Origin of the sequence: Actinacidiphila acidipaludis (genome assembly GCF_019890725.1) — a bacterium.
Lineage (GTDB): Bacteria > Actinomycetota > Actinomycetes > Streptomycetales > Streptomycetaceae > Actinacidiphila > Actinacidiphila acidipaludis.
The window spans coordinates 22,342-35,974 of record NZ_JAINZZ010000021.1; the positions used below are offsets into that span (position 1 = coordinate 22,342).

The 13,633-nt window shown below is 74.1% G+C and carries 14 protein-coding genes; 6 read left to right on the forward strand and 8 right to left on the reverse strand.

The features are described 5' to 3' along the window. Window positions 1–5: 5 nt before the first annotated feature. Entirely contained in the window at window positions 6–1,562 is a 1,557-nt protein-coding gene (locus tag K7862_RS18175) for an aromatic amino acid ammonia-lyase (protein WP_222963688.1), read from the forward strand. 228 nt (window positions 1,563–1,790) lie between these two features. Here the strand turns inward: K7862_RS18175 and K7862_RS18180 are convergent, their stop codons facing one another. Further along, window positions 1,791–1,982 (reverse strand): DUF397 domain-containing protein, encoded by a 192-nt coding sequence (locus K7862_RS18180; RefSeq protein ID WP_222963690.1) that lies wholly within the window; start codon window positions 1,980–1,982, stop codon window positions 1,791–1,793. Beyond that, window positions 1,979–2,845 (reverse strand): helix-turn-helix domain-containing protein, encoded by an 867-nt coding sequence (locus K7862_RS18185; protein WP_222963692.1) that lies wholly within the window; start codon window positions 2,843–2,845, stop codon window positions 1,979–1,981. Before K7862_RS18185 ends, K7862_RS18180 begins: the two co-directional genes overlap by 4 nt. Window positions 2,846–3,008: 163 nt before the next feature. On the opposite strand from K7862_RS18185, the gene K7862_RS18190 reads away from it, so the two are divergent. Further along, complete coding sequence (locus tag K7862_RS18190) at window positions 3,009–3,461, forward strand: ATP-binding protein (RefSeq protein ID WP_222963693.1); 453 nt, start codon at window positions 3,009–3,011, stop codon at window positions 3,459–3,461. A gap of 78 nt (window positions 3,462–3,539) precedes the next feature. Here K7862_RS18190 and K7862_RS18195 read toward each other — a convergent pair whose 3' ends face one another. Further along, complete coding sequence (locus K7862_RS18195; RefSeq protein ID WP_222963695.1) at window positions 3,540–3,923, reverse strand: VOC family protein; 384 nt, start codon at window positions 3,921–3,923, stop codon at window positions 3,540–3,542. A gap of 125 nt (window positions 3,924–4,048) precedes the next feature. Here K7862_RS18195 and K7862_RS18200 point away from each other — a divergent pair, with 125 nt between their 5' ends. From K7862_RS18200 to K7862_RS18210, 3 genes are all read left to right on the forward strand, one after another. Then, on the forward strand, window positions 4,049–4,528 hold the full coding sequence (locus tag K7862_RS18200) for a hypothetical protein (protein WP_222963697.1): 480 nt from the start codon (window positions 4,049–4,051) through the stop codon (window positions 4,526–4,528). Window positions 4,529–4,532: 4 nt separating this feature from the next. Beyond that, window positions 4,533–6,956, forward strand: coding sequence for a tetratricopeptide repeat protein (locus K7862_RS18205; protein ID WP_222963699.1), 2,424 nt, complete (start codon window positions 4,533–4,535; stop codon window positions 6,954–6,956). A 179-nt stretch (window positions 6,957–7,135) separates the two neighbouring features. After that, a complete protein-coding gene (locus tag K7862_RS18210; RefSeq protein ID WP_222963701.1) occupies window positions 7,136–7,885 on the forward strand; it encodes an SDR family oxidoreductase in 750 nt (249 codons plus the stop codon). Window positions 7,886–7,917: 32 nt separating this feature from the next. Here K7862_RS18210 and K7862_RS18215 read toward each other — a convergent pair whose 3' ends face one another. Beyond that, on the reverse strand, window positions 7,918–8,856 hold the full coding sequence (locus tag K7862_RS18215; protein WP_222963702.1) for an oxidoreductase: 939 nt from the start codon (window positions 8,854–8,856) through the stop codon (window positions 7,918–7,920). Window positions 8,857–8,960: 104 nt separating this feature from the next. Between K7862_RS18215 and K7862_RS18220 the strand changes: the two genes are divergently transcribed. Next, complete coding sequence (locus K7862_RS18220) at window positions 8,961–9,590, forward strand: TetR family transcriptional regulator (protein ID WP_222963823.1); 630 nt, start codon at window positions 8,961–8,963, stop codon at window positions 9,588–9,590. Between the two features lie 671 nt (window positions 9,591–10,261). Here K7862_RS18220 and K7862_RS18225 read toward each other — a convergent pair. The 4 genes from K7862_RS18225 to K7862_RS18240 form a co-directional block, all read right to left on the reverse strand. Continuing rightward, on the reverse strand, window positions 10,262–11,194 hold the full coding sequence (locus K7862_RS18225) for an MBL fold metallo-hydrolase (RefSeq protein WP_308012050.1): 933 nt from the start codon (window positions 11,192–11,194) through the stop codon (window positions 10,262–10,264). Between the two features lie 25 nt (window positions 11,195–11,219). Further along, window positions 11,220–11,816 (reverse strand): ArsR/SmtB family transcription factor, encoded by a 597-nt coding sequence (locus K7862_RS18230; protein WP_222963704.1) that lies wholly within the window; start codon window positions 11,814–11,816, stop codon window positions 11,220–11,222. 87 nt (window positions 11,817–11,903) lie between these two features. Further along, complete coding sequence (locus K7862_RS18235; RefSeq protein ID WP_222963706.1) at window positions 11,904–12,170, reverse strand: hypothetical protein; 267 nt, start codon at window positions 12,168–12,170, stop codon at window positions 11,904–11,906. After that, the gene (locus tag K7862_RS18240) at window positions 12,167–13,426 is read right to left on the reverse strand and encodes a DUF4032 domain-containing protein (RefSeq protein ID WP_222963708.1); all 1,260 of its coding nucleotides are present in this window, start codon (window positions 13,424–13,426) and stop codon (window positions 12,167–12,169) included. The genes K7862_RS18235 and K7862_RS18240 overlap by 4 nt, the downstream gene beginning before the upstream one ends. Window positions 13,427–13,633: the final 207 nt, after the last annotated feature.

Genomic DNA, 13,633 nt, shown 5'->3' on the forward strand with positions numbered 1-13,633 from the left:
CCGCCATGGACCCTGTGTCACCGCCCACCAAGGCACCCTCCCCCGGGGAGGGTGCCTTCGTGGTGCTCGACGGATCGAGCCTCGACCCCGCCGCGGTCGCCGCGCTCGCCGGCCGCGAGGCCGAACCGGCCGTCCCGCCCCAGGCGCTGGCCCGCGCCGAACGCTGCTGGCGCACCGCCCGCGACCTCGCCACATCCGGCCGGCTGTACGGGCGGCACACCGGGGTCGGGGCCAACCGCATGGTGTTCGTCGCCGCCGAGGAGCAGGCCGGCCAGGACCTGCGCCTGCTGCGCAGCCACGCCGGCGGCATCGGCGTCCTGCTGCCCGCCCGCCAGACCCGGGCGATGCTCGCCATCCGCGCCAACCAGGTGCTCGCGGGCGGCTCCGGTCTCCAACCCGCCGTCGTCCAGGCCATGGTGGAGGCGCTGCGGCTCGGCGTGCACCCGGCCGTCAACGAGTACGGAGCCGTCGGCACCGGCGACCTCACGGCCCTCGCCCAGACCGGCCTCACCCTGATCGGCGAACGCCCCTGGCTCAGCGGGGACCTGGCGCCCGGCGAGACCGACGCGGCGCGTTCCCTGCCGACCACCGTGCCCGCGCCGGTCACCCTCGAACTGGGCGACGCCCTCGCGCTGATGAGCAGCAGTGCTCTCACGCTCGGCCAGGCCGCGCTGGTCTGCCACGACGTCGACGTCCTGCTCCGCGCCGGGCACGCCGTCGCCGCCCTGTCGCTCGCCGCCGTCTCCGGCTCCCTGGAGGCCTACGCCGCCCCAGTGCACGCCCTGCGCCCCTACCCCGGCGCGGTCCACGCCGCGTCCGAGGTGCGGCGCCTGCTCGGCGTGCCCGACCGGCCGCGCTCGACCGGCCTGCGCATCCAGGACCCCTACGGCTTCCGGGTCTTCCCGCAGGTCCACGGCCCGGCCCTGGAAGCGGCCGGCGAACTGCGCGGCATCCTCGGCGTGGAGCTCAACTCACCGTCCGAGAACCCGCTGATCACCGAGAACGGCGGACCCGACGGCGGCCCGGCCGCCTACCACCACGGAGGGTTCTTCGCGACGCCGCTCGGCCTGTCCCTCGACCGCCTCTGCCTGGCCCTGCTGCAGACCGGCCAGCTCTCCGCGGCCCGGCTCTCCTCCTACGCCGACCCCGAGCTCACCGGCCTGCGGTCCTTCCTCGCCGAGGGACCGGCCGCCAGCTCCGGCGTCATGATCCTGGAGTACAGCGCGAACGCGGCCCTCGCCGAACTCCGCGCCTGCGCGGCCCCCGCCTCCGCCGGACACGCCGTGCTGTCCCGCGGCCTGGAGGAGGCCGCGAGCTTCGCCTCCCAGGGCGCACGCCAGGCCGAGCGCGCGGTCGACGCCTATCGGCTGGTGCTGGCCTGCGAACTGGTCGCCGCCGTAAGGGCGTTGCGCCAGCAGCAGCGCGGAGTGCCGGCGGCGGTCCCGACCGCCCCCGTGCTGGCCGCGCTCGATGCGGGGCTCCCCGAGGGCGGCGAGGACCGCCCCCTCACCGCGGACGTCGCCGCGGCCTCGGCACTGCTGCCCGCGCTGGCCGAGCTCTGAGGTGGACCGCTTTTGCTCCGCTGTTCCCCGGCTCCCTGTACCGTCCGGAATGAGACGGCGCTCGGTGCCGCGCGCAGGCGGGTAGGGGTACGGACATGTCGTCCTGGTGGAACAGGCTCAGCGCTCCGCAGCGCATCGGGATCGTCGTCGTGAGCGTGGCCGTGCTCATCGTGATCGCCGGAATGCTGTCCGGGCCGTAGGACGGCGCCGCTCGACGCAGCCGGGCTCCTAGACCTCCGCGGCCCGCGCGAACGCGACGAAGTGGGCCCACGCGGTGGGGGAGAAGGCCAGTTGGGGGCCCTCCTTGTCCTTGGAGTCCCGCACATGGACGGTGCCGGGGCAGGCTGCGACCTCGACGCAATCGCCCTGACTGCCGCTGCTGTAGCTGCTCTTGAACCAGGACAGTTCGGACGTGCTCATAGCGCTCCTCGCATTCGCTCCAGCAGACGCCTGGAGTCCTCGGGGGTGAGGGCCTGTGAGCGCAGTTTTGCATACCGCTGGGTGAGGAGGCTGATCGATTTCGGGTCAGTGATCAACCGCCCGTTCTCCTGACCCTCGGAGTATCCGAACCAGCGGTTCTCAGGCGTCTCCAGCAGTTGCAGCGGGCCGTCCAACCCGGGGTGATTGGGCTGGCGAAGGGGCATGATCTGGAGCTCAACGTTCCAGTGCCGCTGCTCCACATCCAAGAGGTGGTCGAAGAGTTCCCGCGTGATGACCACGCCACCCGTGTGACGTTCCAGCACCGCCTGTTCGACGATGAAGCTGAACGCCGTGGGTGGCTGGCGTTCCATAGACAGCAACCCCTGCCGATCGAGGCGGGCTCCGACGCGAGCCTCAAGTTCGGCGGCATCCGGCAGCGGGGGCACGCTGAGCGACACGGCTCGCGCGTACGCCTCGGTCTGCAACAGGCCCGGGACCACGCGGCACTCGTACGTCTCCAGCGTGATCGCCGTCGCTTCAAGGCGAGCCCAGGTGCGGAACCAACTGGCCAGCCCCGGTTGGCGGGCGATGTGGCGCACCGCCTTCCGTAAGGCGCCGGTGTTGCCGAGGACGCCCTCGGCCCGCTCGACGAAGTCCACGTCGGGGATGCGCCGGCCCTGTTCGACGGATGCGACCGTGTGCTTCGAGAAGCGGACGAGCGCCCCGAACTCCTCGCGGGAGTAGCCCGCGTGCTCGCGGAGGGCTTGCAGGAACGCGCCGAACGTCCGCAGACTGTCGGACGATTCGGGCTCGCCGCCGGTGCCCGTCGCCGGCCCTTCCGTGTTCTCCGCTGTCCCGGCCATACTCCGGCCACCTCCCGCGTGTGCGCGCCCCGCCGATCACCGGCAATCGGGGTCATGCTCACAGACGGTGACTCGTACCGTCCACCGTTGGTGCGCGTACGCTCGCGCAGCGTACGCGGTGGGACCCTGGCCCGGGGTATCGGCGCAGGCCACAGTGGGCGCCATGACAGCGCCATCCACTCGTCAACTGCCGGTGTTCGAGCATGAGTTCACGCAGCGTTTCAGTTCCACGCCGCTCGGGGCGCGGCTCGCCCGCCATCTCGCCCTCTACCAGTTGCACCGGTGGGGTCATCCGCCCGAGACCGGCCTCGCGGAGGCGGCCGGGCTGATCGTGGCCGAGCTGGCCGCGAACGCGGTGACCCACGGGCGGGTGTCCGGCCGGGACTTCGAGCTGCGTATGGGGCTCACGGCCGACATGCTGCGGATCGACGTGACGGACACGCGGACCGAGCGGCGGCCGCCGGTGCCGGGGGAGGCCACGGAACCCGGCCCGCTCGCGGAGTCCGGCCGCGGCCTGCTGCTGGTGGAGGCGCTGGCCGAGCGCTGGACCGTGGTGGACCGGCCGGAGGTCGGCAAGACGGTGCGGGCCGAACTGTCACGGTCGCCGCAGGGATGACGCGGCGTGGCGGAACGTGCCCGCGGGTCCGGCCGTGCGGCCGTGCGTTGGTCGTCGGGTGCCCGCGTGCCCGGACGGTCAGCGCCGGGGCTCGAAGAGCTCGACGAGGTTGCCCGCCGGGTCCTCGACCAGGATCTGCCGGCCGCCCACGCCCTCGACGACGTCGTTGCGGAAGTGGGTGCCGGCGGCGCGCAGCCGCAGGACCTCGGCGTCGAGGTCGTCGACCTGGAGGGAGATCCGGTTCCAGCCGCCCGGCTCGGGCACGCGTCCGTCGGGCATCGTCTGCCCGCCGCCACCGGGTCCGCCGGGGGCCGAGAGCGCGAGCCGCAGGGGACCGCGCGCGAGCATCGCGAAGGCGGGCGCCGGGTGCATGACCTCGTCGAAGCCGAGGTGCGCGGTGTAGAAGGCCAGCGCCGCGTCGACGTCGTCCACGATGTACCGCACCAGCACCGTCTCGCCCATGCCGTCTCCTCACGCGCCTCCGGGCAACGTACCCCCGCGTGCCGCCCAGCCCCCGGCGGCACGCGGGCCACCCCCCCCGCCCGATCGCGTCGGCGGCTTCCGGCACGGAGTTCCGCGGGGTTACCGTGCGGACACGGGAGAGCCACGAGTCGCAGGGGGTCGCGGTGTTCGGTGCCGAGGTGGCGGTCGGGTACCTGTGCGCGTACCTCGTGCGGAAGGCGCGGCGTGCGGGCGGGGCGTTGGACACGGAGGTCGACCGTGCCGTCGACGCGGGGCTGGAGCGGGTGCACGGCCTGGTGGCACGGGCGCTCGGCGACGACGCGGCGCTGGCCCTGGCGCGTCGGCAGGCCGAGGGCGACGACCACGCCGACGGGGAGGTCTCGGAGCGGACCCGGCGGCGCCTGGCGGGCGCCCTGGAGGAAGCGATGGAGTCCGACCCCGGCCTGGCCGGCCGGCTCGGCGAGGCCGTCGCCGCGTTGCGGGCGGCGGAGTCGGCTGCGGGCGGCGGCGCCGACTCCGTGGTGACGGGGAACGTCTTCCACGGTCCGGCCGCGTTCCAGTCGGGCGGGCACCACAACACGCAGACCAACCACTTCGGATCCTGACGACGTGCCCGGCGACACCTTCCACGGTCCGGCCGCGGTCCAGTCCGGCGGGCACCACAACGTCCAGATCAACTACCAGGGTGGCGCCCCGCGGCCGGCGATCTCCTGGCCGCATCAGGTCGGGGTGATCCCGCAGCGGGCGGAGGCGTTCCAGGACCGCGGGGAACGGTCGCGGCTGCGCGCCGGCACGACCGACGGCGGGACGGCCGTGCTCGCCCAGGTGCTCAGCGGGATGGGCGGGGTCGGCAAGACCCAACTGGCCGCGGACTACGCCGAGGAGGTGTGGGACACCGGCGCCGTGGACCTGCTGGTGTGGGTCACCGCGACCAGCCGTGACGCCGTCGAGACGGCGTTCGCCCGGGCCGGAGCCGACGTCTGCGGCGCGGATCCGGCATCTCCGCAGCGGGCGTGCGAGACGTTCCTGGCGTGGCTGCGGACCGGCCGGCGGCGCTGGCTGGTCGTCCTCGACGACATCGCCGACCCCAAGGACCTGGCCGGCCTGTGGCCCCCGGCCGTCCCGCACGGACGGACGGTGGCGACCACCCGCCGCCGGGACGCCGCCCTGGCCGGGGGCGGCCGGCGGATCGTCGAGGTGGGGGTGTTCACGCCCGACGAGGCGGTCACCTACCTGACCTCGGTGCTGGCGACCCGCGGCCGCGCCGAACCCGCGGCCGAACTCGGCTCCCTGGCCATGGACTTGGGGCACCTTCCGCTGGCCCTGTCGCAGGCCGCGGCGTACCTCGTGGACGCCGGCATCCGGGTGGCCGCCTACCGCGAACTCCTCGCCCGGCGGGCCCGCACACTGGCGGACGTCAGCCCGGACGTCCTGCCCGACGACCAGATGCACACCATGGCCGCTTCCTGGGAGCTGTCGGTGGACTACGCCGACCGCCTGCGGCCCTGCGGACTGGCCCGCCCGATGCTGGAGCTGACCGCCTTCCTGGCCCCCAACGGTATCCCCGCCTCCGTCCTGACCAGCACGTTCGCCGGCCTTTTCCTGGCCGGACACCGCACGTCCCCACACGCCGGCGCGGAGGAGCACGGTACGGCCCGGGCACCCGTGGCGGTCCCGGCCGACGACGCCGCCGCGGCGTTGCGGGCGCTGCACCGGCTGAGCCTTGTCACCGCGCCCGGCGCCGCCGACGAGGGGGCGGCGGGACCCGGTGGCGTCGCTGCGGAGGGCCGGATGGTCCGCGTGCACCAGATCGTCCAGCGTGCGACCCGGGACCGGCTGCCGTCCGAGCGCTTCGAGCGGGCCGTGACGGCGGTCGCGTACGCGCTGGTGGAGGTCTGGCCGGAGGTCGAACGCGACACCGGCCTCGCCGACGCACTGCGGGCCTGTGCCGCCGCGCTGATCTCCTGCGCGGACGAGTGCCGGGAGCGCGACGCGCATCGGGGTAGCGGAGGGCGCGACGGGAGCGGGCAGCACTGGGAACGCGACGCGAGCGGGGGGCGCGCGGGCAGCCTGTACCGGGGGCGGCTCCACCCCGTGCTGTACCGCCTGGGCAGGAGCGTGGGCGAGTCCGGGCAGGTCGCCGCGGCCCTTCGGTACTTCCGTCAGCTCACCACGCTGGCCGAGCGGCGGTTCGGCGCCGACCACCCGGACACCCTGCTGGCTCGCGGACACTGCGCCCAGTGGCGCGGGGAGACCGGGGACGTGGCCGGAGCCGTGGCAGCGTACGGGGAGCTGCTGGACGACATGGCGCGCGTCCTCGGCCCCGGCCATCCGGAGGTGTCGGCCGCCAGGAGCAACCTCGCCTTCTGGCGCGGTGAGGCGGGAGACGTGGCCGGCGCGGTGGCGGCCTCCACCGAACTGCTGCGGGACGTAGTGCGGTTGCGGGGACCCGACCACCCGTTCACGCTGAACGCCCGCCACAACCTGGCCTTCTGGCGCGGGCAGGCGGGGGACGCGGCGGGCGCGGCGGCGGCGTTCGCCGCGTTGCTGGCCGACCGGCTGCGCGTGCTGGGCCCGGACCACCGCGACACCCTCATCACCCGCGGCAACCTCGCCGGCTGGCGGGAGAAGGCGGGCGACGAGGCGGGCGCGGACGAGGCCTTCGCCGAGGTGCTGGCCGACCAGACGCGGGTGCTCGGTCCCGACCACCCCGACACCCTCACCACCCGCAGCACCCTGGCCGGCCACCGCGGGCAGGCGGGGGACGCGGGGGGCGCGGCGGCGGCGTTCGCCGCGTTGCTGGCCGACCGGCTGCGCGTGCTGGGCCCGGACCACCCCGACACCGTCTCCACCCTGGGGCACCTGGCTCACTGGCGAGCGGAGGCAGGGGACACGCGAGGGGTCGCGGAAGCGTTGGCCGAGGTGCTGGCCGATCGGTTGCGCGACCTGGCACCCGGCCACCCGGACGCGCCGGCCCTCCGCGACGCCGTCGTCTCCCTGCGGCAACGCGCCCCCAGGACGGGACCTGCCTGACCTGACCTGACCTGAGCGGCCGCCTGTCCCGGTCCTTCCGGGTGCCGTCCGCTCGCCGCGTGGACGGCGACCCCACGGCGTCGCTCGCCGCGGCCCTGAGCGAGGTTCCGAGTCCCCCGGGAACGCGACGGCGCGATACCGCCAGAGTCCGGGGGCGCGGGAGCGCGATGCTCGACGGCATGAAGCGACTTGAAGGACACGTGGCCCTGGTCACCGGGGGAAGCCGGGGGATCGGCGCGGCCATCGCGGTGCGGCTGGCGGAGGAGGGCGCGGACGTCGCCCTGACGTACCGGGCGGACGAGGAGCGGGCCGCCGAGGTGGTCGAGCGGGTCAAGGCGACCGGGCGGCGCGCCCTGGCTGTCCGGGCCGACAGCGCGGAGCCGGCGGCGCTGACCGCGGCGGTGGACGAGACCGCCGGGACGTTCGGCGCGCTCGACATCCTGGTCAACAACGCGGCGCTCTTCCTGACCGGCCCGTTCGAGGAGTTCGGCCTCGCCGAGGTCGACCGCACGCTCGCGGTGAACGTGCGCGCCGCGTTCGTCGCCTCCCAGGCGGCGGTCCGCCACATGGACGGCGGTGGCCGGGGCGGGCGGATCATCAGCATCGGCAGCAACGTCGGCGAGCGCGCGGTGTTCCCGGGGCTCGCCCTGTACGCGATGAGCAAGACGGCGCTCACCGGAATGACCAGGGGCCTGGCCCGCGAGCTCGGCCCGCGCGGCATCACCGTCAACCTCGTGCACCCCGGCCCGACCGACACGGACGCCAACCCGGCGGACGGCCCGAGCGCCGCGGCCGTCGCGGGGTTCACCGCGCTCGGCCGGTACGCCGACGGTGCGGAGATCGCGGGGACGGTGGCGCATCTGGCGGGCCCCGACGGGCGGTACGTCACCGGCGCCGCCCTCGCCGTCGACGGGGGGTTCACCGCGTGAGCCGCGGCTGAACGGGTGCGGACCGCGCGGGGTCAGGAGGAGGCGGGCGCCAACCCGTAGTGCACGCCGGTCAGTTCCTCGGAGAGGTCCCACAGGCGGCGGCCGGTCTCGGGGTCGGCCGCCGCCCTGGACAACTGGACCGTGCGCGGGCCGCCACGCAACTCGCCGGGGCCGTCCGGACCGATGAGCGCGCCGCCCTCGGCGTCCGGCGCGGTGGCCGCGTAGAGCTGCGGGAGGGCGCCCTGCGCCGGCGACTGGGCCAGCGGCGCGAGGAGCCGGCCGAACAGGACCTTCGTCAGGCCGACCGGCCCGCTGGTCTGCAGATGGGTGGCCGCGTAGCCCGGGTGTGCGAGGACGCTGCGCACCGGGCTGCCCGCCGCGGCCAGCCGCCGGTGGAGTTCGCGGCCGAAGACGGCGTTGGCGAACTTGGACTGGTTGTAGAACCGCATGGGCGCGTAGCCGCGTTCGCCGTCCAGGTCGTCGAAGTGGAGGCGGCCGAAACGGTGGTTGGCCGAGGTCACGGTGACCACGCGAGGGTCGGAGCCGTCGGTGAGACGGCCGAGCAGCAGACCGGTGAGCGCGAAGTGGCCGAGGTGGTTGCCGGCGAACTGCAGCTCGTGGCCCTGCGGGCTGAGCGAACGCGGCGGGGCCATCACCCCCGCGTTGTTGACGAGGACGTCGGGCCTTCCGCGGTCCGCGGTCAGCCGGTCGGCGAACATCCGGACCGCGTCCAGATCCGCCAGGTCGAGGCGGCGTACCTCCAGGTCGGCGTCGGGCTGCCCGGCGGTGATCGCCGCGGCCGCCCGACGCCCCTTCGCCTCGTCGCGCACCGCCATGACCACCCGGCCGCCGCTGCGTGCCAGTGCGCGGGTGGTCTCCAGACCGAGCCCGCTGTTCGCCCCCGTGACGACGAACACCCGCCCGGACAGGTCCGGGATGTCCTCGGTGGTCCAGCGCATGCGCTTCGTCATACGTCTCACGATGCCGCTGCTGTCACCCGGTGTCAAGGTGTCACCGAGTGACATGCTTGGCATCGCGGTACTATGACCAGGTGAAATCCGTTCCCGACGTCACCATGGCCCAGCGCAAACGCCGGCTCGTGGCGAACGAACTGAGCGAAGCGGCTCTGCAGTTGCTGGCGCTGAAGGGGTTCGAGGCGGTCACCGTCGACGAGATCGCGGTCACCGCGGGTGTGTCGAAGCGGACGTTCTTCCGCTATTTCGCCTCCAAGGAGGACGTGGTCGTCCAGTTCCTGGCGGACCTCGGCGGCGGCATCCGGGCGGAGCTGGCGGGGCGCCCTGCGGGCGAGCTGCCGTCGCTGGCGCTGGGGCACGCCGTCCGGTCGGCGATGGAGGTGTGCGCGGAAGGGGGGTCCGCGGGGTCTGCCGGCTCTCCGGATCACGCCGAACGTGTGCTGCGGGTCGTCCAGTTGATCCTGGGGACTCCGGCGTTGCGCGCGCGTTTCGTGGAGCGGCAGGCGCAGTGGCGAGACGAGCTCGCGGCGGAGCTGGGGCGGCGCCTCGGGCTCGACCCGGCCGCCGAGCTGTATCCGCTGCTCGCCGCGGGGATGGCGGTGAACGCGTTTGACGCGGTGCTGAGGAGGTGGAGTGCGGGTGGGGGCGTGGCGGACCCGGTCGCGCTCACGAATCAGGCTTTTGCCCTGCTGGCGCCCGCACTGGACTCCGTGCCGGCCTCCCCGGCCTAGGTCGCGCCCGGGTGCGCATGGGCCTCCGGCCCGGTAGTGGGGTACGGCTTCCGGGGTGCCCCCGGGGCGCCGTTCCCGTCCTCCGCGCGGTGGTGGGCTTGTCGCGCCGTTCCCCGCGCCCCTTTCGGGGCTTGTCCTGCCCCTTGCGGTGCGTTGCCGACCGCTGCGCCGTCGTGGCTTGTCGCGCAGTTCCCCGCGCCCCTGATCACGTGCCGTTTGTCCGCACGTTGGGGGCAGTCCGGAAGCGTCTCCTCGGACTTGTGCGTGACCGTTCTCCCGAAGGGGCTGGTCGGGCGTGTGCACAAGTCCTTGCGGGGAGCGCTTCCTCCCCACCCCCTGGTCGTCCATGGGGCCGCCTGGGCAGGACCGGGGTACCCCGGTAACACCCCCTGCGGCACTCGTTGCTGCCGGGGGGTGGGGAGGAAGCGCTCCCCGCAGGAATGTGCATCCGCCCGACCAGCTGAAAGGAAGCACCCGTCATGCACAGTCCGAGGAGACGCTTCCGGACTGCCCCCGACACGTGGACGAACGGCAAGCGATACCAGGGGCGCGAGGAACTGCGCGAGCAACCACCCACCGGCGGAGAGCCGGGAACGTACCGCAAGGGGCAGGGCATGCCCCGAACCCCCGAGCCCAGCGGCAGGCCCGACGCAGAGATAGGGGGTGCGGGTTCAGCGGCCCAGAAGCTTGCGCAGAGCCTTGTGGGTGCGGCCCCGCCGCAGAAGACGCCCGAACTCCCGCTCACCGGGCTGCAGGTAGAGGACGAAGTCGGGGTGCCGGTGCACACCGGGCGAACCGGCAGCCGCAGCCACGGCGTCCCGCACCGCGGTGAGATGCCCCGCCCCCAGCGAAAGCCCCCGCTCCCGCGGCTGGTAGTCCGCCCCGATCGGGTAGTCCCGCCCCGGGCGGCGGGTCATCTCGACATGGCACCCCAGCACATGGCTGACGGGCCGGGCCGCCGCAAAATCCACCAACCTGTCCATGGACGCAAGGAAGGCCTCCGCGTCGAAAGCGAAGAGCCGCCCCGGCAGCACCGTGTCACCGGTCAGCAGCACACCCGTCCACGGGTCGTAGAGGGTGACGGCCGCCTCGTGGTGGCCCGGTGTCCACAGAACCTCCAGCACCCGGCCGCCGAGGTCGAACGGGAGCGCGTCGTCGGGCCGTTCGGCGCCCAGGCCGAAGAACTCCCGTACCGCGGCGGCCTCCCGCGGCACCACCGTGGTGCCCGCCCGCCCCTCGAACTGCGGGTCCGCGGCGACGTGGTCCCCGTGCCCGTGGGAGTGGGCGACCACCAGCTCGTACCCCTCGCGCGGATGCGCCCGCAGCCACTCCTCGACGAGGCCGTCGACCGTCGCGCGCAACGGGAACCGCTCGGGCTCGGCGGTGGCGCCGGTGTCCAGCAGCAACGCCCGCTCGTTGCCGAACAGCAGGTAGAGGAACGGTGCTTCGTAGCTGAGCGACTTGCTCTGCCGCAGGATCACGGTGTGCTCGTCGTAGTGGTGGACCTGGATCGGCGGCTCGCCGCCGTTCCTGCGCCGCCGGGCGGAGCCCACGCCGTGCCGCCAGACCACGTCCGGCGAACCGGGCCGGGGCGCGTCGCTCACGAAGTCCACCGGCCCGTGGCCGCCCTCAGTTGCCGTCTGCCGCATCATCGTCATCCCCCGACGTCTCGTGTGAGGAAAGCGGCGTCGCCGCCATGAAGTACCGGACATGGCGGTGTCCGGCGTCGTGCTGTGCACCGGCCGCCTCGCTCCTGGCGATGTACGGCTCCAGGAGGGCCAGCCACCGGGCCTCGATCTCGGCCGCCTCCTCGGGTGAGACGAGCGCGATCGCGGAGACGACCCCGGCCTTGCCGCGCCACGCGGCGCTCTCCTGGCCGCGCCGCGCGCCGTAGTCCAGGACCGCCTGCAACTCCCGCTCGACCACGAGCCGTTCCAGCTCCCGCCCGACCACGGCCGCACCACCGCCGCTGTCCACCCGCAGGCTCGGCCGGTCGGCCGGCACCCGCCACTTCCGCTCGCGCCGGTCCTGCCCCGGCCCGGCGTCCTCGACGAACCCGTACTTGGCCAACTGCCGCAGATGGAAGGAGCAGTTGGCCTGCGGGACGTCCAGCACGCGTCCGCAGTGCGCCGCCGTGGCCGGCCCGATCGCCGTCAGCAGCTCCATCAGGTCCAGCCGCAGCGGATGCGCCAGAGCCCTGATCGCCTTGGGGTCGCTGATCTCCATGTCCCAAAGAATACTTTGGCATCCGGAGATGTCAACGCTTCCTTTGGCTTTTGTGCGGAGTGCGGCCGCCGCCCGGCACCGGGCGTCTCAGACCCCGGCGCTTCCCGGTGGCATCGCGGTACCCGCGCGCGCCCGCCTGCGCCGGAGCAGCCGGGCCCGCACACCGCGCCCCGTCATCGAACCCGCGATCACGAACGCGAGGAACGCCCCCCGGTGCGCGACCCGATGTCCCAGGTCGGCCCACCCGCCGTGCGACCACAGCCACGGCGCCAGCACCAGCAGCGCCGTGGCCAGTGCCCACCCGATCAGGAAGTCCGCGACGCCCGACGCCGCGCGCCGCGGGGCGCCCGTCATTCCTCCTCCACCAGGGCCGTCGGGTCGGGCACGTGGGGGAGGACGTCGGCGAGGTAGGACGTGACGGTGGCGTCGACGCCGACGTCGTGCTGGGCCTGCTCGGAGAGGTACCAGCGGTGTTCCAGCAGCTCGTGGTAGAGCTGGGCGGGGTCCATGCCGCGGCGGAGCTCGACGGGCACGGCCCGCACGGCGGGGCGGAACACCTCGCGCACCCACCGGTGGGCCAGCACCTCGGGCCGGGCGCCGGGGAAGCCGTCGGCGGTGAGCCGGCCGGGCGGCGCGTAGTCGTCCTGGGTCGCCATCCAGCTCTCCAGGTCGTTGAGCAGGCTGCGCGCCTGGTTCTCCTCGGTGTCCATGCCCGTCAGCCGCAGCAGTTGCCGCTGGTGGTGTCCGGCGTCCACCACCTTCGGCAGGAACGTCACGGTGTCGCCCTCCGGCGACTTCTGGATCCGCATCTCCGCGACGTCGAAGCCGAGGTCGTTCAGCCGCCGTATGCGCCGGTCGATGTAGTGCCGCTTGCTCGCCGGGTACACCGACTCCCGGGTCAGCTCGTGCCACAGGTCGCCGTACCGCGCGGCGATCGCCTCGCCGAAGGTGATCGGGTCCACCGACGGGTGCAGCGAGCCGCCGGCCTCCAGGTCCATCAGCTCGCCGGCGATGTTCACCCGGGCCAGCTCGATGTCGTACTCCCGCTGCCCGGGGCTGAGTCCGTGGTCGTGCTGCAGCTGCCCGGTCTCGGCGTCCACCAGGTAGGCGGCGTACGCGCCGGCGTCCCGGCGGAACAGCGTGTTGGACAGCGAGCAGTCACCCCACGCGAAGCCCACCAGGTGCAGCCGCACCAGCAGCACGGCCAGCGCGTCGAGGAGCCGGTTCACCGTCCCCGGCCGCATCGTCGTCTCGAACATCGCCCGGTACGGCAGCGAACCGCCGAGGTGCCGGGTGATCAGCGCCGGCTCCAGCGGGGTGCCGTCCGGGGCCTCCCGCCCGGTCACCACCGCGATCGCGTCCACGGCGGGTATCGCGAGGCGGTCGAGGTCGCGCAGCAGCTCGTACTCGCGCTCCGCCGCCCACTGGCTGACCTCCTTGATGGCCACCACCTCGTCGCCCGCGCGGGCGAACCGCACCACGTGCCGGGAGATGCCCCGGGGCAGCGCCACCAGCGACTCGTCCGGCCACTGCTCCAGCGGGACGTTCCAGGCCAGGTCGAGCAGGGCGGACGGGTGCTCGGCTTCGGTCGCCGTGATCTGCAGGGGCATCGCGCTGACGTCCTCTCCTGGGTGGCACGGCCGGGTCGCAGCGCCGGGACGTGTGTTCGGGCAGCCCGATGGTGCCATGCCCGCGGCCCCGCCCGGCCTGCGGGTTCACAGGGCGGACGGCACCGCACGGCTGACCGCAGGGCGCCGGGACCTCCGGCCCCGGCACCGCGGTTCGGGCCCGGGCCCGCCCCGGGCGAGGGGACCCGG